Origin of the sequence: Erwinia sp. INIA01 (genome assembly GCF_025947915.1) — a bacterium.
Classification (GTDB): domain Bacteria; phylum Pseudomonadota; class Gammaproteobacteria; order Enterobacterales; family Enterobacteriaceae; genus Erwinia; species Erwinia coffeiphila.
The window spans coordinates 222581-243504 of record NZ_JAPDNC010000001.1 but is presented as its reverse complement, the minus strand read 5'-3'; the positions used below and the strand labels follow the sequence as shown (position 1 = coordinate 243504).

The 20924-nt window shown below is 57.3% G+C and carries 17 protein-coding genes; 9 read left to right on the top strand and 8 right to left on the bottom strand.

All coding sequences use genetic code 11. The annotated features are described in order from the left end of the window. Positions 1-9 precede the first annotated feature (9 nt). Positions 10-879 carry a DMT family transporter gene (locus OMR58_RS01030; protein WP_264544911.1) on the bottom strand — a complete coding sequence of 290 codons (870 nt, stop codon included), beginning with the start codon at positions 877-879 and terminating at the stop codon, positions 10-12. A gap of 142 nt (positions 880-1021) precedes the next feature. Here OMR58_RS01030 and OMR58_RS01025 point away from each other — a divergent pair, with 142 nt between their 5' ends. Continuing rightward, entirely contained in the window at positions 1022-1894 is an 873-nt protein-coding gene (locus OMR58_RS01025) for a LysR family transcriptional regulator (protein WP_264544910.1), read from the top strand. 164 nt (positions 1895-2058) lie between these two features. Next, on the top strand, positions 2059-3060 hold the full coding sequence (gene gap, locus OMR58_RS01020; RefSeq protein ID WP_200544855.1) for a type I glyceraldehyde-3-phosphate dehydrogenase: 1002 nt from the start codon (positions 2059-2061) through the stop codon (positions 3058-3060). A gap of 70 nt (positions 3061-3130) precedes the next feature. Here the strand turns inward: gap and OMR58_RS01015 are convergent, their stop codons facing one another. Continuing rightward, on the bottom strand, positions 3131-4009 hold the full coding sequence (locus tag OMR58_RS01015) for a LysR family transcriptional regulator (RefSeq protein ID WP_264544909.1): 879 nt from the start codon (positions 4007-4009) through the stop codon (positions 3131-3133). A 125-nt stretch (positions 4010-4134) separates the two neighbouring features. Here OMR58_RS01015 and OMR58_RS01010 point away from each other — a divergent pair, with 125 nt between their 5' ends. Beyond that, positions 4135-4860 (top strand): pirin family protein, encoded by a 726-nt coding sequence (locus OMR58_RS01010; protein WP_105591859.1) that lies wholly within the window; start codon positions 4135-4137, stop codon positions 4858-4860. A gap of 68 nt (positions 4861-4928) precedes the next feature. On the opposite strand, the gene OMR58_RS01005 is transcribed toward OMR58_RS01010, so the two are convergent. Next, positions 4929-6554, bottom strand: a complete 1626-nt coding sequence (locus tag OMR58_RS01005) for an MFS transporter (RefSeq protein ID WP_264544908.1) — start codon at positions 6552-6554, stop codon at positions 4929-4931. A gap of 190 nt (positions 6555-6744) precedes the next feature. Continuing rightward, positions 6745-8622, bottom strand: a complete 1878-nt coding sequence (locus tag OMR58_RS01000) for an amidohydrolase (RefSeq protein ID WP_200559121.1) — start codon at positions 8620-8622, stop codon at positions 6745-6747. Positions 8623-8938: 316 nt separating this feature from the next. On the opposite strand from OMR58_RS01000, the gene OMR58_RS00995 reads away from it, so the two are divergent. From OMR58_RS00995 to OMR58_RS00975, 5 genes are all read left to right on the top strand, one after another. Continuing rightward, positions 8939-9625: a hydrolase gene (locus tag OMR58_RS00995; protein ID WP_105592021.1), complete on the top strand. Its 687-nt coding sequence runs from the start codon at positions 8939-8941 to the stop codon at positions 9623-9625. Positions 9626-9687: 62 nt separating this feature from the next. After that, positions 9688-9846: a DUF1427 family protein gene (locus tag OMR58_RS00990; protein ID WP_105591856.1), complete on the top strand. Its 159-nt coding sequence runs from the start codon at positions 9688-9690 to the stop codon at positions 9844-9846. A gap of 25 nt (positions 9847-9871) precedes the next feature. Beyond that, on the top strand, positions 9872-10123 hold the full coding sequence (locus tag OMR58_RS00985; RefSeq protein ID WP_105591855.1) for a XapX domain-containing protein: 252 nt from the start codon (positions 9872-9874) through the stop codon (positions 10121-10123). Between the two features lie 40 nt (positions 10124-10163). Next, the gene (locus tag OMR58_RS00980) at positions 10164-10550 is read left to right on the top strand and encodes a response regulator transcription factor (RefSeq protein ID WP_105591854.1); all 387 of its coding nucleotides are present in this window, start codon (positions 10164-10166) and stop codon (positions 10548-10550) included. Next, on the top strand, positions 10547-16129 hold the full coding sequence (locus OMR58_RS00975; RefSeq protein ID WP_264544907.1) for an AAA family ATPase: 5583 nt from the start codon (positions 10547-10549) through the stop codon (positions 16127-16129). Before OMR58_RS00980 ends, OMR58_RS00975 begins: the two co-directional genes overlap by 4 nt. A gap of 52 nt (positions 16130-16181) precedes the next feature. Here the strand turns inward: OMR58_RS00975 and OMR58_RS00970 are convergent, their stop codons facing one another. Further along, entirely contained in the window at positions 16182-16802 is a 621-nt protein-coding gene (locus OMR58_RS00970) for a response regulator transcription factor (protein WP_105591852.1), read from the bottom strand. Positions 16803-17570: 768 nt separating this feature from the next. Then, entirely contained in the window at positions 17571-17780 is a 210-nt protein-coding gene (locus OMR58_RS00965; protein ID WP_205066977.1) for a YdgH/BhsA/McbA-like domain containing protein, read from the bottom strand. A 459-nt stretch (positions 17781-18239) separates the two neighbouring features. Between OMR58_RS00965 and OMR58_RS00960 the strand changes: the two genes are divergently transcribed. Continuing rightward, a complete protein-coding gene (locus OMR58_RS00960; protein WP_105591850.1) occupies positions 18240-18707 on the top strand; it encodes a helix-turn-helix domain-containing protein in 468 nt (155 codons plus the stop codon). Positions 18708-18840: 133 nt separating this feature from the next. On the opposite strand, the gene OMR58_RS00955 is transcribed toward OMR58_RS00960, so the two are convergent. Together OMR58_RS00955 and OMR58_RS00950 are read right to left on the bottom strand one after the other, a co-directional pair. Further along, a complete protein-coding gene (locus OMR58_RS00955) occupies positions 18841-19494 on the bottom strand; it encodes a flavin reductase family protein (RefSeq protein ID WP_264544906.1) in 654 nt (217 codons plus the stop codon). 1 nt (position 19495) lies between these two features. Beyond that, positions 19496-20920 (bottom strand): M24 family metallopeptidase, encoded by a 1425-nt coding sequence (locus OMR58_RS00950; protein WP_264544905.1) that lies wholly within the window; start codon positions 20918-20920, stop codon positions 19496-19498. Positions 20921-20924: the final 4 nt, after the last annotated feature.

Here is a 20924-nt window from a genome sequence, read left to right as displayed (position 1 = left end):
GTAGGGTGATTAAATTTTCCTCACGCGCGGCGTACGAAACACCAGCACGATACCCAGCAGAATCGCCGCCATCCCGGCGATGCCGGACCACGGCAGGCGGTTGCCGAGCAGCAGATAATCCAGTACGGCGGTAATCACCGGCACCAGATAAAACAGACTGGTGACATTCACGATGCTGCCGGCGCTGAGCAGACGATAAAACAGCAGCTGCGCGACGACGGAAATCAGCACGCCGAGGAACAGCGCCGAGGCGATCAAGTCAGCATTAATACGAAGGTGGAAAGCTTCGGTCGGCAGCAGCAGTAGGCACAACAGCAGGCTGATGGCGTACTGCATCGGCAGGATCTCCGCCGGTGCCTGGCGGTTCTTCTTCTGCATGAGGGTGCCGCAGGTCATAAAGCCGAGTGCGGCCAGCGCGCAGGCCACGCCGGAGAGGGGCAGGCGTGAGGCGATCAGGCTCTGCCAGACCATCAGCACCAGCCCGCCCAGCGCAATTAGCAGGCCACAGAGCCGCAGCCCCTGCAAACGGCGCTCGGTCAGGCACAGCGTCAGAATCGGCTGAATGCCCATAATCGTGGCGATGGCTCCCGGCGTCACGCCGTCCGACATCGCCCGGAAGTAACACACCGAATAGCCGCCAATCAGCATCAGCCCGGTCAGCGCTACCCGCAGGCGCGTTCCTTTGGCGGGCAGCGCGATTTTGCGCAGGCCGCCGATAATCAGCAGGGCGGTAAGGGCTATGCTAAAACGCACGATCAGCAGGGCCAGCGGCGAGGCGTTATCCAGCCCCAGGCGGGTGAAAATCGCCGCCGATCCCCACAGCAGCACAAACCCGGAAGTCGCGCCCTGCGCGGCCAGGGTGGTTTTACAGATACGCATCGATGTCGTTGTTCCTTATGTCTTTGGTTCAGGCCGGGCAGATGCCGCTTCAGATAACGGGCAATCTACCATCGGCTTTGAAATGATAAAAACGAATGTTTATCATGGGCTGCATGACAAAATCAGATGGGTAAATCGCCGGATGGACATCAATATTCAGAAATACAAAGCCTTTATCAAAGTGGTGGAGCTGGGCAGCTTTACCCGTGCGGCTGAGAAACTGTTTTATTCCCAGTCGGCGATTAGCCGGATGATTAACGATCTGGAAAAAGAGTGGCAGGTATCGCTGTTTGAGCGTCACCGCAGCGGCGTGCGGCTGACCTCCGACGGCATCACGCTGCTGCCCTTTGCGAAAAGCGTCTGTGAGGAATACCTGAAGCTGCAGGCGGAGGTGGATGCGCTTAACGGGCTGCAGTCAGGCATGATCCGTATCGGCACTTTTTCCAGCGTCGCCACCCACTGGCTGCCCGGGATACTTAGCGCCTTTCAGCGCGATTACCCGAATATAGATTTCGAACTGCTGCTGGGGGACTACAGCGAAATCGAGTCGTGGATTGCCGAGGGCCGCGTCGACTGCGGCTTTACCCGCCTGCCATCACAGCCGGGGCTGGAAACGATATTCCTGGAAAAAGATAATTATCTGGCGGTACTGCCGCAGGATCATCCGCTGGCGGAAAATGACCTCGTTCCCCTTGCCGCACTTTGCGATCGGCCTTTTATCCTGCTGGAAAAGTGCAGCAGTCACGAAATATCCGAGATATTCAGCGCGGCGTCGCTGAGCCCGCGCGTCAAGTTCACCCTGTGGGATGACTACGCGGTGATGGCGATGGTCGCACAGGGGCTGGGCGTCAGCATCTTGCCCCGTCTGATCCTGAGAAGCGTGCCGCATCAGATTGTCACCCGGCCGATAGACGGTGCCCCGTATCGTGATATCGGGCTGGCGTTACGCAGCAGCAAAACCTGCTCCCGCGCCGTTCAGCAATTTATCTCTTACCTGAGTTACCGAAATCTCTGATCCATCGGAGAAAATAGCCTCATTCACTTTTTTTGACGTTAGACGACAAAGCTTTTCGCTGTTTGTTCTTCGTTATGGGGATTATGCTTTTTAACAGCTGCGCAATACCCGGCTGATTAAGCGGGTGGCGTAATCAACTACTGAACAGAATGGTGGAGAGCCCCATGAAAAAGATTGGCATCAATGGTTTCGGACGTATCGGCCGCCTCGTGCTTCGTCGTATTCTTGAGCAAAACGAGCCGGTGGAAATCGTGGCAATTAACGACCTCACCTCGCCGGAAATGCTCGCCTATCTGCTGAAGTATGATTCCAACTACGGCGCATTCCCGGCCTCCGTCAGCGCCGGTGAAAAATCGCTGGTCGTGGGCGGCAAAACGATCACCGTCTTCGCTGAAAAAGACGCGCGCAACATTCCGTGGGGCGATCTGGGCGTTGACGTGGTGATTGAGTGTACCGGTTTCTATACCTCAACCGAAAAAGCGCAGGCGCACATTGATGCGGGCGCGGCACGCGTACTGATCTCTGCCCCGGCCGGTGAGATGAAAACCATCGTTTATAACGTCAACGATGACCAGATGACGGCGGACGATACCATTATCTCCGTAGCGTCCTGCACCACCAACTGCCTTGCACCGATGGCGAAAGCGCTGAACGACAGCTTCGGCATCCGCGTGGGCACCATGACCACGGTTCACGCTTACACCGGCACCCAGGCACTGGTTGACGGGCCGCGCGGCAAGGACTTCCGCGCCTCCCGTGCGGCGGCAGAAAATATTATTCCGCACACCACCGGCGCGGCGAAAGCCATTGGTCTGGTGATCCCGGCGCTGTCGGGCAAGCTGAAAGGTCATGCGCAACGCGTACCGACTAAAACCGGTTCCGTAACCGAGCTGGTCAGCGTGCTGGAGAAAAAAGTGACGGTGGCCGAGATTAACGCCGCGTTGAAAGCCGCCTGCGAGAATAATGAATCGTTTAAATACAACGACGACGAGATCGTTTCCTCGGACGTGATCGGCCTGCCGTTTGGTTCGATCTTCGATGCAACCCAGACGGAAATCAGCGAAGTGGGCGATTTGCAGCTGGTGAAAACCGTCTCCTGGTACGATAACGAGTACGGATTTGTGACACAGCTGGTGCGCGTACTGCACAAGTACATCAGCCTGTAAGCTGAAACGCTGATAAGTAGTTACGGGCCGCTGTTTCTCTAATACTGAGAAGCGGTGGCCCGTTTGCGTTTCAGTGGCCCAGCTCGGCCAGTAAAAAGTCGATCAGCACGCGGATGGTTTCACTCTGCTGACGATGCTGCGGATACACCGCGCTCAGCGTCAGTGACGACGGATGGCACGCATCCAGTACCGTGACTAAATCCCCACGCTTCAGCGCCTCACCGACGATAAACTCCGGCAGCAGCACCAGACCCAGCCCGGCCACCGCCGCATCGCGCAGCACCTCGCCGTTATTGCTCTGCATCGGACCGCACACGGCGAAAACCTTCGTTTTACCCTCAACGTTCAGCTCCCAGCCGTACTGTCCTTCGCGCCCGAAGCGCAGGCAGGCGTGATGCTGCAAATCCTCCGCCACCTGCGGGATGCCTGCCCGCTGAAGATAGGCCGGGCTGGCGCAGATCACCCGCTTCAGCTCGCCCAGACGGCGGGCCATCAGTGTGGAATCCGCCAGCGTGCCGATGCGAATCGCCATATCAAACCCTTCGCCAATCACGTCCACGTAGCGGTCCGCCAGTTCGCTGTGCAGCTGCACGGCGGGGTGGCGGGCCAGAAAGGCGGCCAGCAGCGGCGACAGATGGCTCATGCCGAAGGACATCGGCATGCTCAGTCGAAAGGTGCCGTGCAGCTCGCGGCGGTGCTCCGAAACCGACTGCTCCGCCTCCTGAATGCTGTCGAGGATCTTCAGTGCGTGCTGGGCAAAGGTCTGCCCGGCGTCGGTCACCGACAGCTTACGGGTGTTGCGGACCAGCAGACGTGCGCCGAGCGACGCCTCCAGCGCGGCCATGCGGCGGCTGACGTACTGCTTGGACAGCAGCAGCTGTTCGGCTGCGGCGGTGAAGCTGCCGGCGTTAATTACGGCGACGTAAATTCTGAGGTCTTCTATCTGCATATTGTCCACTAAAATGTGACAGTGATTGCCGGTTCAGGCCATTGTTGGGCATATGAGTTTACTTATATTCTGTCTCTATCGGAAGGGCAAACGCTCGCCACCCAACAAAAACTAAGGAACACATCATGATCGAGCAAAGACTTTCAGCACAGCGCGGCCTGGGCGATCACGGCTGGTTGCATTCACGCCACACCTTCTCATTCGCTAACTACTGGGACCCAAAACAGGTCGGTTTCTCAGACCTGCTGGTGATTAACGATGACCAGGTGGCTAAATCCCGCGGCTTTGGCGCACACCCGCACAGCAACATGGAGATCATCTCCTACGTGCTGGAAGGCGCACTGGCGCATAAAGATTCCATGGGAACCGGTTCGGTGATTGTCCCCGGTGACGTGCAGTTGATGAGCGCGGGCAGCGGCGTGACCCACAGCGAGTTCAACCATTCGCAGACGGAAGGCGTCCACTTCCTGCAAATCTGGATTGTGCCAGCGGAAAAAAATACCGCGCCGGGCTATCAGCAGGTTTCCGTGCCGGATAGCGAAAAGCGCGGCCAGATGCGGCTGATTGTCTCGCCGCAGGGGACCGACGGGTCGCTGAAGGTGCGTCAGGACATGCGGATTTACGCCGGTCTGTTTAACGGTGACGAAAGCCAGACGGTGACGCTGCCGGACGATCGTTACGCCTACATTCACGTTGCCCGTGGCAGCATCACCGTCAACGGCATTGAGTTTAAGGAGGGCGACGGGGCGCGGGTGCGCAACGAGCAGACGCTGACCTTTACCCAGGGTGAAGATGCGGAAGTCCTGCTGTTCGATCTGCGCCCGGTGGAAGTGAACCAGCCAACCCGCTAAGCGGTAGGTAACATTAAGCGCTGACCCCGGTCAGCGCTTTTTTTATGCGTTAACGTTCAGCGAGCCGTTTAAACCGGGGCCACCAGATAACGAACGTCCGGCACGTTATCTTTCTGATGGAATGCCCACGCCCGGTTCTGAATTTTCTGATCGTTCATGGTGTAGCGATCCTGCTGGCGCAGGTGCTCCATCCAGGAACCCACGATGAAGGTTTCGACAAAAATACCCGGCTGCAGGATATCCTCATACACCGACCAGTTAATGGCCCCGCCGCGCCGCCTGACGCGCCGCATATCCTGCATACAGAGGATAAAGTCATGCGCATCTTCCTGGCGGATCAGATATTCATAGCTCACCATCACCGGTCCGCGATCGTGATGAATATCCAGTGCCGGAACGGCGCTGTCGACATTGCTGAGGTCAAGATCCAGGTCCGGGTCCTGATTTAGCCGCCAGCGCAGTACCGTCGTGCTGGCCAGTATCATGCCGACCGTGGCCACGCACAGAGACACCGGAATACCGTAATGCGAGGCCAGCTGCCCCCATACTGCGCTGCCGACGGTCATGGAGCCGAAGAACACGGTAAGGTATATCGCCAGCGCGCGGGCCTTCACCCATTTCGCCGCGCTGCGCTGCGCCCCCAGATTCAGCGTGGAGAGGACCGCAATCCACGAGAAGCCGGTGAAGAACTCGAAGGCGTTCAGCAGCCAGAAATTTCGCACAAAGGCCAGCGCCAGCAGGGTAACCGCGAACATCAGGCTGGACAGCACCATCAGCCGATCCGGGTTAAAGCGCTGGCGCAGGCGCGGCAGCAGCACGGCACCGAAAATCGCCCCGACGCCGATAAACGCCAGCATAATCCCGTAGCCGCCGGGGCCAAGATTTAACTCGCGGCGGGCGACCAGCGGCAACAGCGCCCAGCCCGCGCTACCGAAGACAAAGAAGGCAACCGTACGGACCAGCACGTTTCTCAAAACCGGTGCGGCATGCACGTAGCGTAAACCCGCGCGCACCGCAGAGAAAAAGTGCTCCGGCGGCAGGCGCTGCACCGCCGGTTCCGCTTTCCAACGATAAAGCACCCACGCCACGCCGAGAACGGACAGCGCGTTGAGCAGGAACACCATCCACGGACCGGTAAAGGAGAGGATCAGGCCGCCCAGCGCCGGGCCAATGGCACGGCTGATATTAATGCCCAGCGAGTTAAGCGCAATGGCCGGGCCAAGTTCCTCCTTGCGCACCAGATCCGGCACGATTGCCTGGAACGGTGGTGAACTCATCGCCGCCCCGGCGCTGAGCAGAAACGCAGCGATCAGCAGGATCAACGGCGTCACGTGGCCGGTAAAGGAGAGCACGGTTAGCCCGGCGGCGGCGATAAACACCCACAGCTGGGAAAACAGCAAATACTTTCGCCTGTCGACAATGTCGGCCATCACTCCGGAAGGCAGGGCAAACAGAAACATCGGCAGGCTGGCGGCCGCCTGTACCAGTGCCACGCTGAGCGGATCGGCGCTGAGCGTCAGCATGGTCCAGTTGATGCCGACATCGTTCATCCAGGAACCGATGTTAGAAACGACGGTGGCAATCCACAGCAGGCGAAAGACCGGCTGGCTCAGCGGCTGCCACGGTGATGACCCGGCCTGAGGTGATTCGGCAACCTCCGGCGTGGCGCTGTGAATATCGTTAGTTTGCGCCATAAGCGCACCTCCTGTTACCAACCCGGCCTGAAAGGCATCCGCAATCGCGATCTTTCATTCGGAGTCAGTCGGTGACTAAAGTGAAGCGCCTCAGGAAAGCCGGCACGACGGCACGTCCCGCTGGAATTCAGGCGCAGAAAAACCGCCCCGTAGTGATACGGAGCGGCAGAATTAATCGTGTTTCAGGGGATCAGAATGCGAAGCAGCTGCAGCCCAGCGCGCCCCAGAAGGCGTTGTCTTCGGCCACCGGCACGCTGGAACCGCGTGCGATATCATGGTGATGGCTGTGCACGCCGCACGGGCCGCTGCACTGGTGAGGCTGCGAAGCAAAGGCCGCACGACCGTTTGCCTGCGGCGGGGCGCTGCGGTAGTGGCCAGGGAATTTGATCACCGGTGACCATTCCGGCAGTACCGGAATCGACGGTGGCGCCTCGGAGGTAAACGATCCCGCCGCATACACCACGTTGCCGTCGACCACGGTCAGCACCGACTCAATGCCTTTGATCTCTTCTTCCGGCACCGCAAAGTAGTCTTTGCTCAGCACGGCCAGGTCCGCCAGCTGACCGGCTTTGATCTGGCCTTTTTTACCCTGCTCGCTGGAGAACCAGGCGCTGCCCTGGGTCCACAGCATCAGTGCGGTATCGCGATCCAGGCGGGCGTTGACGTCATACATCTGCATGCCGCCGACGGTGCGGCCGGAAACCAGCCAGTACAGCGCGGTCCACGGGTTATAGCTGGCCACGCGGGTGGCATCCGTTCCCAGCCCGACCGGCACGCCGGTTTCCAGCATCCGCGCAACCGGCGGCGTGTGTTTGGTGGCTTCAATACCGTAGCGTTCGGCGAAATATTCCCCCTGGAACGCCATGCGGTGCTGCACCGCGATGCCGCCGCCCAGCTCTTTGATGCGATCGATATTCTTCTGGGTGACGGTTTCCGCATGGTCGAAGAACCAGTGCAGGCCGTTGAACGGAATATCACGGTTCACCTTCTCGAACACATCCAGCATGCGGCTGATGGATTCGTTATAGGTGGCGTGCAGGCGGAACGGCCAGCGGTGTTCCACCAGGTGGCGCACCACGCGCTCCAGCTCATCTTCCATCCCCGGAGCCAGGTCCGGGCGCGGCTCAAGGAAATCCTCGAAGTCGGCGGCGGAGAACACCAGCATCTCGCCCGCGCCGTTGTGGCGGAAGTAGTCTGTCCCCTGGCCCGGGGTCAGCATATCGGTCCACTTTTCGAAGTCTTCCAGCTCGTGGCCCGGGCGCTGCGTGAACAGGTTATAGGCGATACGCAGCGTCATCTGCTTTTTCTCGTGCAGTTCGGTGATCACTTCGTAATCTTCCGGGTAGTTCTGGAAGCCGCCGCCCGCATCGATGGCGCTGGTCAGGCCCAGACGGTTCAGCTCGCGCATAAACTGGCGGGTGGAGTTGACCTGCTGTTCCAGCGGCAGCTTCGGACCTTTGGCCAGCGTGGAGTACAGGATCATCGCATTCGGACGGGCAATCAGCATGCCGGTCGGGTTGCCGTTGCTGTCGCGCTGGATCTCGCCGCCCGGAGGGTTTGGCGTATCGCGGGTGTAGCCCACCACTTTTAACGCCGCGCGGTTCAGCAGGGCGCGATCGTACAGGTGCAGCACAAAGACCGGGGTATCCGGTGCGGCTTCGTTGATCTCTTCCAGCGTTGGCATGCGGCGCTCGGCAAACTGGAACTCATTCCAGCCGCCGACCACGCGCACCCACTGCGGGTTTGGCGTGCGCAGGGCCTGTTCCCTCAGCATACGCATGGCGTCGGCAATCGACGGCACGCCTTCCCAGCGCAGCTCCAGGTTGTAGTTCAGCCCGCCGCGGATCAGGTGCAGGTGTGAATCGTTCAGCCCCGGTACTGCCGTGTGCCCCTTCAGATCGATGATCTTCGTGCCTTCACAACTGTGCTGCATCACCTCGGCAAGGGTGCCGACTTCCAGAAACTTGCCGTCGCGGATCGCCACAGCGTCGGCAATCGGATTTTCGCGATCGACGGTATGAAAACGGCCGTTGGTTAAAATCAGGTCTGCTTTACCCAGCGTTACCATAGAACCTCCTGAACTGAGATGTCCGAATCAGGCCGACGGCCACGGACAAAGAAAATCGCTGCCGCAAAGGGCAGGACGTATAGGTAGATGGCGGGATTATGGTCAGCAGGGTGGACGAGCGTCTAGTTATACAAACGGATAGGTATCCCTCCGTATAGGTATACACAGAGATAATAGTGCGGCGAAAAAAAGCTTCGTAGACTGCGCTCCATGGTCAACCCGGGACGCTCCACAGAGCCGTGACCCGGGTGATGCAGAGTCATTAACGTCGTCATTTTTTATTAATCCAGCAACATTAACCTCAATGGGTATTACTATGACTAACTCGAAGCTTGAAGTCCTGACGCCACATAACAGCCAGATCATCTTCATCGACCAGCAGCCGCAGATGGCCTTTGGCGTGCAGTCAATCGACCGTCAGGTGCTGAAAAACAACACCGTTGCGCTGGCAAAGGCGGCGAAGGTCTTCAATATCCCAACCATTATCACCACCGTGGAAACCGAAAGCTTCTCGGGCAACACCTATCCGGAGCTGCTGGACGTGTTCCCGGGCCAGGACATCCTGGAGCGTACGTCAATGAACTCCTGGGATGACCAGAAAGTGCGTGATGCGCTGGCGGCGAACGGCAAGAAGAAAGTGGTGGTGTCCGGCCTGTGGACCGAAGTGTGTAACAACAGCTTCGCCCTGTGCGCCATGCTGGAAGGCGGCTACGAAATCTATATGGTGGCTGACGCATCTGGCGGTACGACCAAAGAAGCGCATGACTACGCGATGCAGCGCATGATCCAGGCCGGTGTGATCCCGGTGACCTGGCAGCAGGTGATGCTGGAATGGCAGCGCGACTGGGCACACCGCGATACCTACAACGCCGTGATGGACATTGCGAAAGAGCATTCTGGTGCTTACGGTATCGGCGTGGATTACGCCTACACCATGGTGCACAAAGCGCCTTCACGTCAGAAGAGCGAACACCGTACCCTGGCTCCGGTCCCGGCACGTTAATTGTTCTTTGCCGGCCGGTGCCCCGTGCGCCGGCTGGCTTTGACTTATGACGGGGGAAAACCATGAGTCCATTACTCGTTTCGCTGGGCGCAGGTGTGTTGATCGGGCTGGTTTACGCGCTGCTGAACGTGCGCTCACCGGCACCGCCCGCCATTGCGCTGATTGGCCTGCTGGGCATGGTTATCGGTGGTCAGCTTGCCGCGCAGTTCCTGTCGCGTTGATTTCTGCTAACAGGATGGGGTGAAGATGTTAAAGTCTTACGCTATTTCACTGCTGGTCGGCATGCTGGCCGGTGTGATTTATTCACTGATCGCCGTTGATTCACCGGCTCCACCGATTTTCGCGCTGGTGGGACTGTTTGGCATGCTGGTGGGGGAACAGATTATCCCGCTGGTTAAACGGTTGATTAAACGAGAGCCGGTGACGCTCACCTGGTTTAAACAGGAGTGCGTACCGAAAATCAGCGGCACGCCGCCGCCAGACGAAAAGTCTGGTTAAGGACGCTCTCACGTTCCTGAGCATTTCAAAGGATAACAGCATGCAGCTGTCGCAGCGCATTGTCGTCGTTGATGACGAACGTTCCGTTCGCAGTGGGTTGAGTAACCTGCTCCAGTCGGAGGGATACTCAACCCGGATTTATGAGTCGGCGGAAACGCTGCTGGATGATGCCGATGCGCTGGCAGAGGCTGCGCTGTTTATCATTGATGTCAGGCTCAAAGGGATCAGCGGTTTTGAGCTGTTTATCGAACTTACCCGGCGTATTGAAAATCCGCCGGGTATTATTATTTCCGGCAACGGTGATGACAACACGCTGCGCTATGCCATCAGCCTCGGGGCCATCGCGTTTTTACCGAAGCCCATTGATATCGATACGCTACTTGATAGCGTGCGTCTGGCGCTGGCGACGGACAGGAGGTGCAGATGAGTACACTGCCGGAAGCGCATCCTCCCTTTGAACCCAGCGCATTTTCCCTGTCCCACGAGCTTATCATCACCGCCCTGGCGCAGGAGGGAAACAGCGAATGGTTTTTATGCCGCCATCCCTCATCAGGCGAAAAGTGTGTTCTCACCACCGCCGCCAGCGAAGCCGCTCAGTTTCAGGTTTCACAACTGCTTAAAAATGAGTACCTGCTGCGCGACAATCTCTCAACGCAGTGGGCGCTGAAGCCCTCTGCCCATACGCTGTACCACGGTCGCTATGCGCTGATTTACCCGTATTTCGCCTATCAGACGCTGGCCAATATGATGCGTGAGCAGCGGCCATCGCTGGAGAGCTTCCTGCACAGTGCCGCCATGCTGGCCGGTACGCTGGGGATGATGCACCAGCAGGGACTGATCCACGGGGATATCAAACCGGCCCATTTTTTCGTTAGCGGGGAGGGCGGTTTCAGGCTCGGTGGTTTCGGCCTGTCCTGTCCTGCTTCGGAGGTGCTGCTACAAACCCAGCTGCCCGCATCGGGCGGTACACTGGCCTATATGTCCCCGGAGCACACCACGCGCACCACCCAGCGGGTCAGCAGCCTGAGCGATCTCTACAGCCTCGGCATCGTGTTGTATGAGCTGCTAACCGGCAAACTGCCGTTTGGCACGCCGGGAGCCGGGCATTCTGAGTGGGTGCATCACCATATTGCCTCCGAGCCGCTGCCCCCTGAACGGGTGCGTCACGATGTACCTGCCGTGGTCTCGGCAATCGTTCTGCGTTTACTGTGTAAATCGCCGGAGCAGCGCTATCAAAGCGCCGAGGGGCTACAAGCCGATCTGCGCCGCTGTCTGTCGCTTATCACCCCCGACGGCCAGATTGAAGGCTTTGACCTCGGTTCACAGGATCTGCCACAGACCGGACCGTCTTCGGATGTGATGTACTACGATCACCCGCAGGCACAGGAGGTGCTGGACGCATTTGAGCGGTTCAGCCACAGCGGCAAGCACAAGCTGGTGATGATTGGCGGTGCACTCGGTTCGGGGAAGACGTCGCTTATTGCTTCCGCCGCGAAAAAACTACAGCAGAAGAAACTGCTGCTGACGGTGGTGAAAGCCGATCGGCATTCGCCGATTCTGCCGCACGGTATCCTGATCTCCGCTATCCGCACGCGGACCCTGCAACTGATGGGACTGCCTGCCATGGATATCGCCCGCTGGCGCGCGCATTTTACCCGCCTGCTGGGTGACTACAGTGAACTGGCGATCCACTTTTTTCCCGAACTGGGCGTATTGCTCAATCAGAAAGGCCACTTCGCGGTCGATATCCACTCGCTGGATGCCCGCGACCGTTTCAACACCATGGCCTGTAGCATGATCAAAGCGTTTGCCACCCCCGGCAGGCCGCTGGTGATGATGATTGATGATATTCACTGGGCCGATCGCGCCAGCCTGGCCCTGCTGCAAAACCTGCTCAGCCAGAGTGAAGATATCCCGCTGATGGTGGTCGTGAGCCACAAGGATTTCGCTACTTTGCCCTGCCAGACCATGCGCGGGCTGCTGACCACGCTGCGGGCATCGGCTGTGCGGGTCACCGACATTACGCCGCAGAGCCTGAGCATCAAACAGATTGCCCGTCGGCTGGCGGGCATGTTTCACGTGCGGGCGTCCGCCACCTGCGAACTGGCGCGGGTAGTGCATGAAAAAACGGGCGGCAATCCGCTGTTTACTCAGGAGTTTATCCGCCAGGCCGTGCAGCACGGCTTAATCAGTCACCGTAAATTCCCGCAGACCTGGCACTACGATCTCGATGCGATCAAGGCCTGCCAGTACAGTGAAAATGTTGCCAGTCTGGTCTTACAGCGCATGGAGATTGTGCCGGACATCACCCGGCAGGTGCTGAGTAGCCTGGCGTGCCTGGGCGGCTCCGGCGGGCTGACTCTGCCCGGCAAAGTGTTGAATCTGACGCAGGAAGAGATCCGCATGCACCTGCTGCCGGCGGCGGTGGCGCAGCTGATTACCCTGCATCAGGATGACTATGCTTTTACTCACGATCGTGTGCATGAAGCGGCAATCAACCTGATCGGTACGGATGAGAAAGATCGTCTTCACCTGCGTGCCGCCAGCCTGCTGGCAGAGCGGGCCAATGAGGATCTCAGCAACGATGCGCTGTTTCGAGTCGTTCATCATGTGGCCGCGATTAAAAACGCCGGGCTGCTTCGTCAGAGCGCGAGCCGATATCGTCAGCTGATCCTGCTGGCAACCCGGCGGGCAAAAAGCACCGGGGATTATGTTTCGGCGCTGCGATTTTTACAGGCCACACAGCGAATGGATGCGCCGCTGACGGCGGAAGAAGATTTCACTTTTACCCTGGAAGCAGCGGAGTGCGAATTCCTGCACTGCAACCTGTCGACCGCGCAGGGCCACTGCACTAAGCTGCTCAGCGCACCGGGGAACCCCACCGATAAGGCGATTGCCGCCTGCATGATGGCGGAAATCCATATGCGGCGGTCAGACAGCAAGCTGGCGCTGGAGACGGCGATTGCGTGGCTGGCGGTGTTCGGCATTCATCTGAACCGCGAGCCGGACAAAGCCGAGTGCGATGCCGCCCGCATCAAACTTAAGGAGCAGGTGGGTAAAAACCCCTATACCCGCCTCAGACCGCTACCGCTAATGACCTGCCGTAAAACCGAAGCGATCATGAATCTGATGGCCAGCGCCTGCATGTTCGCCGCGTTTGTCAGCCCGCGCCTGCACTTTATGATCGTCTGTAAAATGCTGCATCTGACTATGGACAAGGGCATGACCGGTGCCTCGACGTTTGCGCTTTCCTGGTATGGCGTGCTGTGCGGCGATCATTACAACGAATACAGCCGGGGATTTGCCAGCACGCTGCTGGCCCGCGAACTGGTCTATAAACACGATTTCACCAGCTTCAAGGCGCGGACGCTGCTGCCGCTGGACCAGGTCAGTATCTGGACCATGCCAACCACCTATTCTATCGAATGTGCCAAAACCACCTTTGATACCGCCGTCGCCGTAGGGGATCGCACCTCGGCCTGCCTGGCCCTGCGCCATCTGGTGATGAACTATTTAACGCGCGGCGATCACCTCGAAGGGGTGCAGACCTCCATCGAGCGCGGCCTGGCGTATGTCAGCAAGGCACAGTATCGGGACGTTGAGGTGATTTTGCAGATGCAGCGCGACTACGTGCTGTTTCTGCGTTTCGCCGGGGATGAGCCGTTCTCCGGCAAAAACTTCACGCCGGTGCCCATTTTGCAGATGAAACCGGGCACCGCCATTGAACCCCTTCTGCTGATGCAGTTCTGGTCGTGGCTATATCGCGGCATGGCGCACTTCTTCGCCGGGGAATATGCCTGCGCCAGCGACTGCTTTGCCCAGGCCGCGCCGCTCACCGGTTCGATTCCCGGTCATATACACCGGCTTGATTTCCACCTCTACAGCGCGCTGTCGGTGACTATTCCGCTCACTTCACTGACCTGTACCGAGGAACACCGGCAGTTTGTCGCCGCACACTATGAAATGATTGCCACCTGGGCGGTTGAAAATCCGCGCACCTTTGCCGATAAAGCCGGGCTGCTGCGCGCGGAAATGCTGCGGCTGGAGGGGGATTCACTGCAGGCCGCACAGCAGTACGAGCTGGCAATCACCCTGTCGCGCGAAGGCCGCTTTGACCATATCAACGGCCTGGCCTGCGAGCTGGCCGCCGGTTATGCCAGCACCTGTGGACTGAGCGTGGCGGCGGATGGCTATATCAAAGGGGCCATGGCGGCCTGGGAGCGCTGGGGGGCCGGGGCCAAAGTCAGACAGCTGGAGCTGCGCTATCCTCACCATGCCTCTTCCCAGCGCCACGCCGCCTTCAGCACGGTGTCGTTTGAGCAGAGTGCGGAACTGAGCGACTTGCAAAGCGTGATTACCGCGGTGCGGGCGCTGACCGAAGAGATTAACCTCGACCGGTTGATCAACACGCTGATGATGATGCTGCTGGAAAGAGCCGGTGCACAGCACTGCCTGCTGATCCGCCTGCTGGACGGTAGCGTGCCGGAAATTGAGGCGCGGGCGGCCACCACCGCCGACGGTATTCGGGTGAAAATCGTGCAGGAAACACCGCTGGCTACGGATTTGCCGCTGTCGGTGCTGTCGGCGGTGATCCGTACCGGGCAGGAGATCCGCACCGGCAAACCGGAAGTGTTCAGCCCGTTCAGCCAGGACCCTTACCTGGTGGCCTCCGGCGCGGCGGTGATGTGCGTACCGATGTTTAAGCAGGCGCGTATGGTCGGGGTGCTGTATCTGGAAAACCGCCTGATGCCGGATGTGTTTACCGCCGAACATTCGCGCGTGGTGTCGATGCTGGGCGCGCAGGCTGCCGTCTCACTTGAAACCGCGCGGCTGTATGCCGAGCTGATGGAGGAGAACGTTAACCGCCGTCGGGTTGAAAAACAGCTGCGCGCCAGCCAGACCTCGTTGATTATGGGCGAGAAAATCAGCCATACCGGCACCTGGCACTGGAATCTGGCAAAGGACCAGATGATGATTTCTGAAGAATATCGCCGCATCCTCGGCCTGCCACAGGAGCAAACCAGCCTGTCGATGGTGGAGTTTATGACTATGGTGCATCCTGACGACCATGGTTGCATCAGTGAGTTAGTCAGAGAAAGCGTGATTCACGGCGTCAGTATGCAGGCGGAATTTCGTATTATTCGCCGCGACGGCGAGTGCCGCTATATCAAGGGCATCGGCGATCCGGTCGAAAATCTGCCCGACGTCAGCGAGTATTTCGGCACCATTTCCGATATCACCTCGCAGCGCCTGGCTGAAGATGCCGTACGCATCGCGCAAGCCGATCTCGCCCGTGTCTCCCGTGCGACCACGGTCGGGCAGCTTACCGCCTCGATTGCTCACGAGATTAATCAGCCGCTGATGTCGATTGTGGCGAATGCCGGTGCCAGCATGCGCTGGATCAAACGCGGCCCCGAACATATCGACAACGCCTGCCACGGCCTGCAGGAAATTCTGAGTGAAGGGAAGCGCGCGGGGGACATTATTCGCGGGCTGCAGGCGTTGACCCGCAATCAGCTCTCTGAGTTTGCACCGGCAAAACTGCATCATCTTGCGCGGGATATTCTGTCGCTTTCGCGTATGGAGCTGGAGCGGCGCTGGATCTCGCTGGATTTAGATTTGCGCGCGATAAATGACAACATTTACTGCGAGCGGGTACAGATCCAACAGGTGCTGCTGAACCTGGTGGTGAATGCGATTGATGCGATGGTAGAAAAAGGTCGGGGTTCCAGCGTGCTGAAGCTGTCATCGTGTAATCCGACCCCGGATACGATTCTTTTCGAAGTGGCGGATAACGGCACCGGCCTGTCGGATGAGGTGATATTGCGTATTTTCGACTCTTTTTACACCACCAAAAAAGAGGGAATGGGGATGGGACTGACCATCAGCGAAGGGATTATCAAAAGGCATAAGGGCGAACTGAAAGCGGAGAACCGCGCGGAAGGTGGCAGCCGGTTCTGGTTTACGCTGCCAACGGAAGCCGAAAGCTCACCCCCTGTTCCCTGAGGAACGACTCAGAGAATGTTCGGGGCCTGCAATGTTACAGGCTCTGAAAACGCTAGCGGCTGGCTGATTTAACGATGCTGAGCCGCTCGGCGGCCCTGACCAGGTCCGACAGCGATCGTACCTGCATTTTTTCCATCACCCTGCGCTTGTGCACCTTGGCAGTGATCTCACTGACGCCCATCTCGGCGGCAATCTGTTTATTCTGCAATCCGCCAATCGCCAGCATCATGACTTCGTTTTCACGCGGGGTCAGCGTCAGATGGCGCTCGGTTAGCGCCAGCTTTTCCTGCGCAGCTTCCATACCCTGTTCGGAAATCCGTAGCGCTTCTGCCACGGCCTGCAGCAGTTGTTCAGGATCTACCGGCTTGGTTAAAAACTCACAGGCTCCGGCCTTCATCGCTTTTACCGTAATGGGGATGGTGCCGAACCCGGTAAGAAAGATGGTGGGAATTGAGTAGCCGCGTTCGCTGAGCGCACGCGTCACATCGAAACCGTCAGATCCTGGCATATTGATATCGACAATCAGGCAGCAAGGGCCAGTGGAGAGTGATTCTGCAAGGAAAGACTGAGGAGAGGTAAACGGGGCGACACGATAATCTTCAGATTTAAGCAGGTTGGTCAGTGCGGCAATCACGGATGCATCATCATCAACAAGATAAACAGTATGATTCATTGGCAGATTCTCAGTTGATGTTATGGTCGTAACGAGAAGGTATGTACTTTAAGGTGCGAGATATTTTTATTTGTAAGGATTATATAAAGGCCGCATCCTTTAATTATTAAATACTATACCAACTATCTGTAAATGACGACTATTTTTCTTACGGCAGGATTGTTGTTAACTTGATGAAATCATGTGCAAAATGCATTTTTCGTGGCCAGTTTATTGTAAATGACCATGATGGAGTGATTATTGCAAAATATTTCCCGCTGGCGAATTGATACTGTTATTAAGAATAATCTTAGTTGTCATGGCGAATTTTTTACTCTCAAATTGGTCAATACTTACCTTAATACCTCATTTTTGGGTGGATAGTTAAATAATATTATTCAAACAGGTAAAATTAATGAAACGTACCGGACGTTATTTTCATATTCTCACGCGGCAATATTATCCATGCAAAAAGAAGGGAATAAAGTGGATCGGGATTTTATGGGCAATTAACATCCGAATCGATCATAAAATTAACGCCTTGCGGTGATGTTTGATACTTGCGGGCTTTTCTGCGGCAATGTTTAAAAAGCAAATAGAAATTGGCGGATTATGATGGAGGGAAGGCGCGAGAAATCAGCGTGAAATTTTTCTTATCATTAATAAGCAAAGCGGATGAGGACGACGCAACAGAGAGGAACGGTGTGAAACAAACCCATGCAGGGCGCACTCCCGGCCGCCTGCGATTAACCGTTCACAGGCGTCAGGAAAGAGTTCCGGCATGGGAGATTATTTGATCAGCTCGGCGGTAACGTAAGCCTGGTTATCCACGCGTGCACCGGTAATTTTATAGCTTGCACCACTCTGTTTTGCCTGTGCGGCCACTTTAGCTTCTGCCGCGTCCAGAGTAGAGGCAGTTGCGGTGATGTTTTGCGCCATGCTGCCGAATGAAACCAGAGCCAGTGCGGATACTGCAACGAAAGTTTTGATAGATTTCATGATTAATTCCTCAGTTGATTTTGTTTTGAGTGAAGCGTTTCGCCTCGATGGAATGCATAGTAGACCTGTGGCGGGATGAAAAACATCCCTGTCTTTTGCTGAAGTAAGTCAGAAAATTTGAATGATATTGAGCGAGGAATTCGACTGCCTGTAAATTGCATGTTTCCGCCGGGCAGACGACGGCAGTTCAACCACTCAGGCACATCTTAAAAGCGCATGAACGTGCTTAAAGGGGAGGGGGGCGAATCATGGCTGGGATTTTTCGCGTTTAATTGTCCATTTGAAAACTAATCAATTATCTCTTCGTATCACTATCTGTCCGTATACCTATCCATCTGTATAATTTATTTTCCCCCTCCGCTAAGTAGATAATCATCCTCCACTTTTAGCTTGCTCGCCGAGCGAATAACTTCGAATTATCCGCTGTCCGATCTGTAAAATGAGCGGAATGGAGAAAACATGCACATTATCAGCCCTGAACGAGAGCCGTTAACCCGCAAGGAGCCATGCTCGGCATGGGGAATCAAGTCGGTGGTACAGGATATCCTTCCGTGGATCGAAGATAACCTTGATAACGAACGTATCAGGGTCAGTACCGTCACCCGCAAGAGCGGCTACGGCCATTCGCACTTCCAGCGCGTGTTCAGAAAACAAACGGGCTACAACCTGGCCGAATATATTCGCACCCGGCGTTTGATCCGCGCGGCACAATCGCTGTTGTTTACCGATAAAGACATTATGCAAATCGCGTTTGATAACGGATTTACCAGCCAGCAAACCTTCTCGCGAACGTTCCGTAAGTATCTGAATGTGCCGCCTGCTACGTTCAGAAAGAGGCACGCCCGGCGGGCACAGCAGCCGCGTAACAGCGTTATCTTTGCCTGGCGCTGCCTGTCCGGTGCGGAGCAACGTCGTTTCACCTGCTAGTGCTGCTGGCGAGCTGCCGCGACGGCGCTTCGCCAGCATCAAACTGCATCAGATTACCGGCGAAACACCGATGTTCAGCGGCTTTTCGGACACAAGAAAAAGGATAATCAACGGTGAGCGGGATTATCTTGCCTTACGTTCGCGATAACCCTTCCCACTGCTCCGGGGTCAGGGTTTTTACATCAAACTGGTCGCGGGTGCGGCAATAGGTGTTGCCGCCCATGCGGCCAATGGCATCCATCAGCTGCTGATCGATGTGCAGATTCTCGGGATTAACCGCATCGCTACGCACGTAAACACCCACCACTTCGCCCAGAATAATTTCCCGCGCCGGGCCAACCTGCAGGGTGGTGTGGCGGCGGCACTCCAGCGCGGCCGGGGCGGAAAGAATGCGCGGGCTGCCAACCCGGTGACCCGCAACGGTGGCCAGCCCGGCTTCCTCCAGTTCGTTCACCTCGGGGCCAAATTTGATTGCGCAGATTTCCATCTGACGCACCAGCGCATCATCGACGATATGCACGGTAAATTCGCCGGTTTCACGGATATTGCGTGCGGTATCCTTAAAACGCATGTCGCTGTAGTTTTCCACGCCGATGGCCACAATGGCCGGGTCGTGCGTCAGCACGTTAAAGAAGCTGAACGGCCCGGCGTTCGGTTTACCGTTTTTATCGACCGTGGTCACCAGAGCAACGGGCCGGGGGATAACAGTACCGATCAGGATCTTATAGCGTTCCCGCTCGTTCAGTTCGGCAAAATCAAACCATGTATGATTTTCAGGCAGGCTCATATCAGACTCCGGCGCGAACGCGGTGGGTTTCCAGCGGGGTATGGCGGCTGAGGTTCTCAAAACCGTCCTCGGTGACAACGTAACAGTCGCCAATGTTACACCCTGCCGACAGCGGCTCCAGCCACTGCGTATGTAGAACAAACACCATGCCGGTTTCCAGCCGATCGTAGTTGTGCGATGAGATATTGAAGCTGTTTTGCCCGCCCGCCATACCAACCGAATGGCCAAGATTTGGATTGTGCGGTCCATGGGTTGCCGGGTAAACATGCATCAGTTTACGCCCCTGGGCTTCCCAGTCGACATCGCGCACGTACTGCTGCGGGATCAGCCGCGCCTCGCCGTCCGGCATCGCAGACCAGTTGTAGGGCATGGTGCGCGCTTCGGCATCGTTCAGCATGCCCTGCTCAATCATTGGGCCAAAGGCGGCATTGTTGATATCGCGCATCAATGCACCGGGCTTAATCAGCCGCTCGGCGCGCTTCACGCCTTCGGTACAGGCCGCCAGCACGGTTTCCTGGCGCTCGGTAATGTCACCCACGGCAATCATGCGCGCCGTTTGTGCGGTATAGCCACGCCAGGTGACGTTAGAGATATAGAGGTTGATCAAATCTCCCGAACGCACGACGTGTCCGTAGGGCTTGCCGCAGTGCGTACCAAATTCGTTAATGCCAATCTGATAGCCGTCACCGGTTTCGCCACCAAAGGCCATTTGCGCGGCGGTAAAGGCGGCAAAAATTTCATGATCGGTGACGCCCGGTTTGGCCACGTGATACGCCGCCTGGGTGCCGATACTGATTAACTGTGCGGCCGCGCGGAACATCTCGATTTCACGCGGGGAGCGAATTTTTTGCAGGCGGTCGAGAATCGGGTTATCGCTCACAAAGCGACAGCCGGGCATGAAGGTGTGCAGCGCGGCCTGGAAGGTCAGCGATGTCCGATCGCCAATTTCCCCAATCTGCGCTTTGCTCAGGCCGAGTCGGGCGAGGATGTCCGCGCATTTCTCTGCGGTTTTCAGGACGGCATCGCCGGGGCGATCGGCATACTCGCGGCCAATCGGCCCAATCTGCCAGATATCTTCAACCAGCAGCGGTTCACCCGCAGGCGGCAGCAGCACCGACTGCGTGAAAAAGGAGAGCAGGGTCAGCGGCTTGTCGGCGTCGGTGGGAATAATCAGTACCCCTTCGCGCATCCAGTCGCAGAGGTAACGCAGGTAAGCGTTGGACGCATGAAACCAGCCGACGCTGCCCGCATGGACGACAAGCGCATCGTGACCGGCCTCTACCGCCTGGCGACGGATGCGTCTGAGTCGCTCGGCGAACTCGGCTTCCGGCAAAGGCAGCGGTGCCGAAAAGGTGAAGTCCGGCTGGAAATCGGCCAGCAGAGAGCCGATGCGATAGCCCGCCGATGCGGTCGCATGAGTATGCATAATA

What these genes read in the sequence shown, in the direction of transcription:
- OMR58_RS00960 (WP_105591850.1), top strand. Translation starts at nt 18,240, where the DNA reads ATGCACATTATCAGCCCTGAACGAGAGCCGTTAACCCGCAAGGAGCCA.
- OMR58_RS00995 (WP_105592021.1), top strand. Translation starts at nt 8,939, where the DNA reads ATGACTAACTCGAAGCTTGAAGTCCTGACGCCACATAACAGCCAGATC.
- OMR58_RS00955 (WP_264544906.1), bottom strand. Translation starts at nt 19,494, where the DNA reads ATGAGCCTGCCTGAAAATCATACATGGTTTGATTTTGCCGAACTGAAC.
- OMR58_RS00985 (WP_105591855.1), top strand. Translation starts at nt 9,872, where the DNA reads ATGTTAAAGTCTTACGCTATTTCACTGCTGGTCGGCATGCTGGCCGGT.
- OMR58_RS01000 (WP_200559121.1), bottom strand. Translation starts at nt 8,622, where the DNA reads ATGGTAACGCTGGGTAAAGCAGACCTGATTTTAACCAACGGCCGTTTT.
- OMR58_RS00990 (WP_105591856.1), top strand. Translation starts at nt 9,688, where the DNA reads ATGAGTCCATTACTCGTTTCGCTGGGCGCAGGTGTGTTGATCGGGCTG.
- OMR58_RS00950 (WP_264544905.1), bottom strand. Translation starts at nt 20,920, where the DNA reads ATGCATACTCATGCGACCGCATCGGCGGGCTATCGCATCGGCTCTCTG.
- gap (WP_200544855.1), top strand. Translation starts at nt 2,059, where the DNA reads ATGAAAAAGATTGGCATCAATGGTTTCGGACGTATCGGCCGCCTCGTG.
- OMR58_RS01010 (WP_105591859.1), top strand. Translation starts at nt 4,135, where the DNA reads ATGATCGAGCAAAGACTTTCAGCACAGCGCGGCCTGGGCGATCACGGC.
- OMR58_RS01005 (WP_264544908.1), bottom strand. Translation starts at nt 6,554, where the DNA reads ATGGCGCAAACTAACGATATTCACAGCGCCACGCCGGAGGTTGCCGAA.
- OMR58_RS00975 (WP_264544907.1), top strand. Translation starts at nt 10,547, where the DNA reads ATGAGTACACTGCCGGAAGCGCATCCTCCCTTTGAACCCAGCGCATTT.
- OMR58_RS01025 (WP_264544910.1), top strand. Translation starts at nt 1,022, where the DNA reads ATGGACATCAATATTCAGAAATACAAAGCCTTTATCAAAGTGGTGGAG.
- OMR58_RS00965 (WP_205066977.1), bottom strand. Translation starts at nt 17,780, where the DNA reads ATGAAATCTATCAAAACTTTCGTTGCAGTATCCGCACTGGCTCTGGTT.
- OMR58_RS00970 (WP_105591852.1), bottom strand. Translation starts at nt 16,802, where the DNA reads ATGAATCATACTGTTTATCTTGTTGATGATGATGCATCCGTGATTGCC.
- OMR58_RS01030 (WP_264544911.1), bottom strand. Translation starts at nt 879, where the DNA reads ATGCGTATCTGTAAAACCACCCTGGCCGCGCAGGGCGCGACTTCCGGG.
- OMR58_RS00980 (WP_105591854.1), top strand. Translation starts at nt 10,164, where the DNA reads ATGCAGCTGTCGCAGCGCATTGTCGTCGTTGATGACGAACGTTCCGTT.
- OMR58_RS01015 (WP_264544909.1), bottom strand. Translation starts at nt 4,009, where the DNA reads ATGCAGATAGAAGACCTCAGAATTTACGTCGCCGTAATTAACGCCGGC.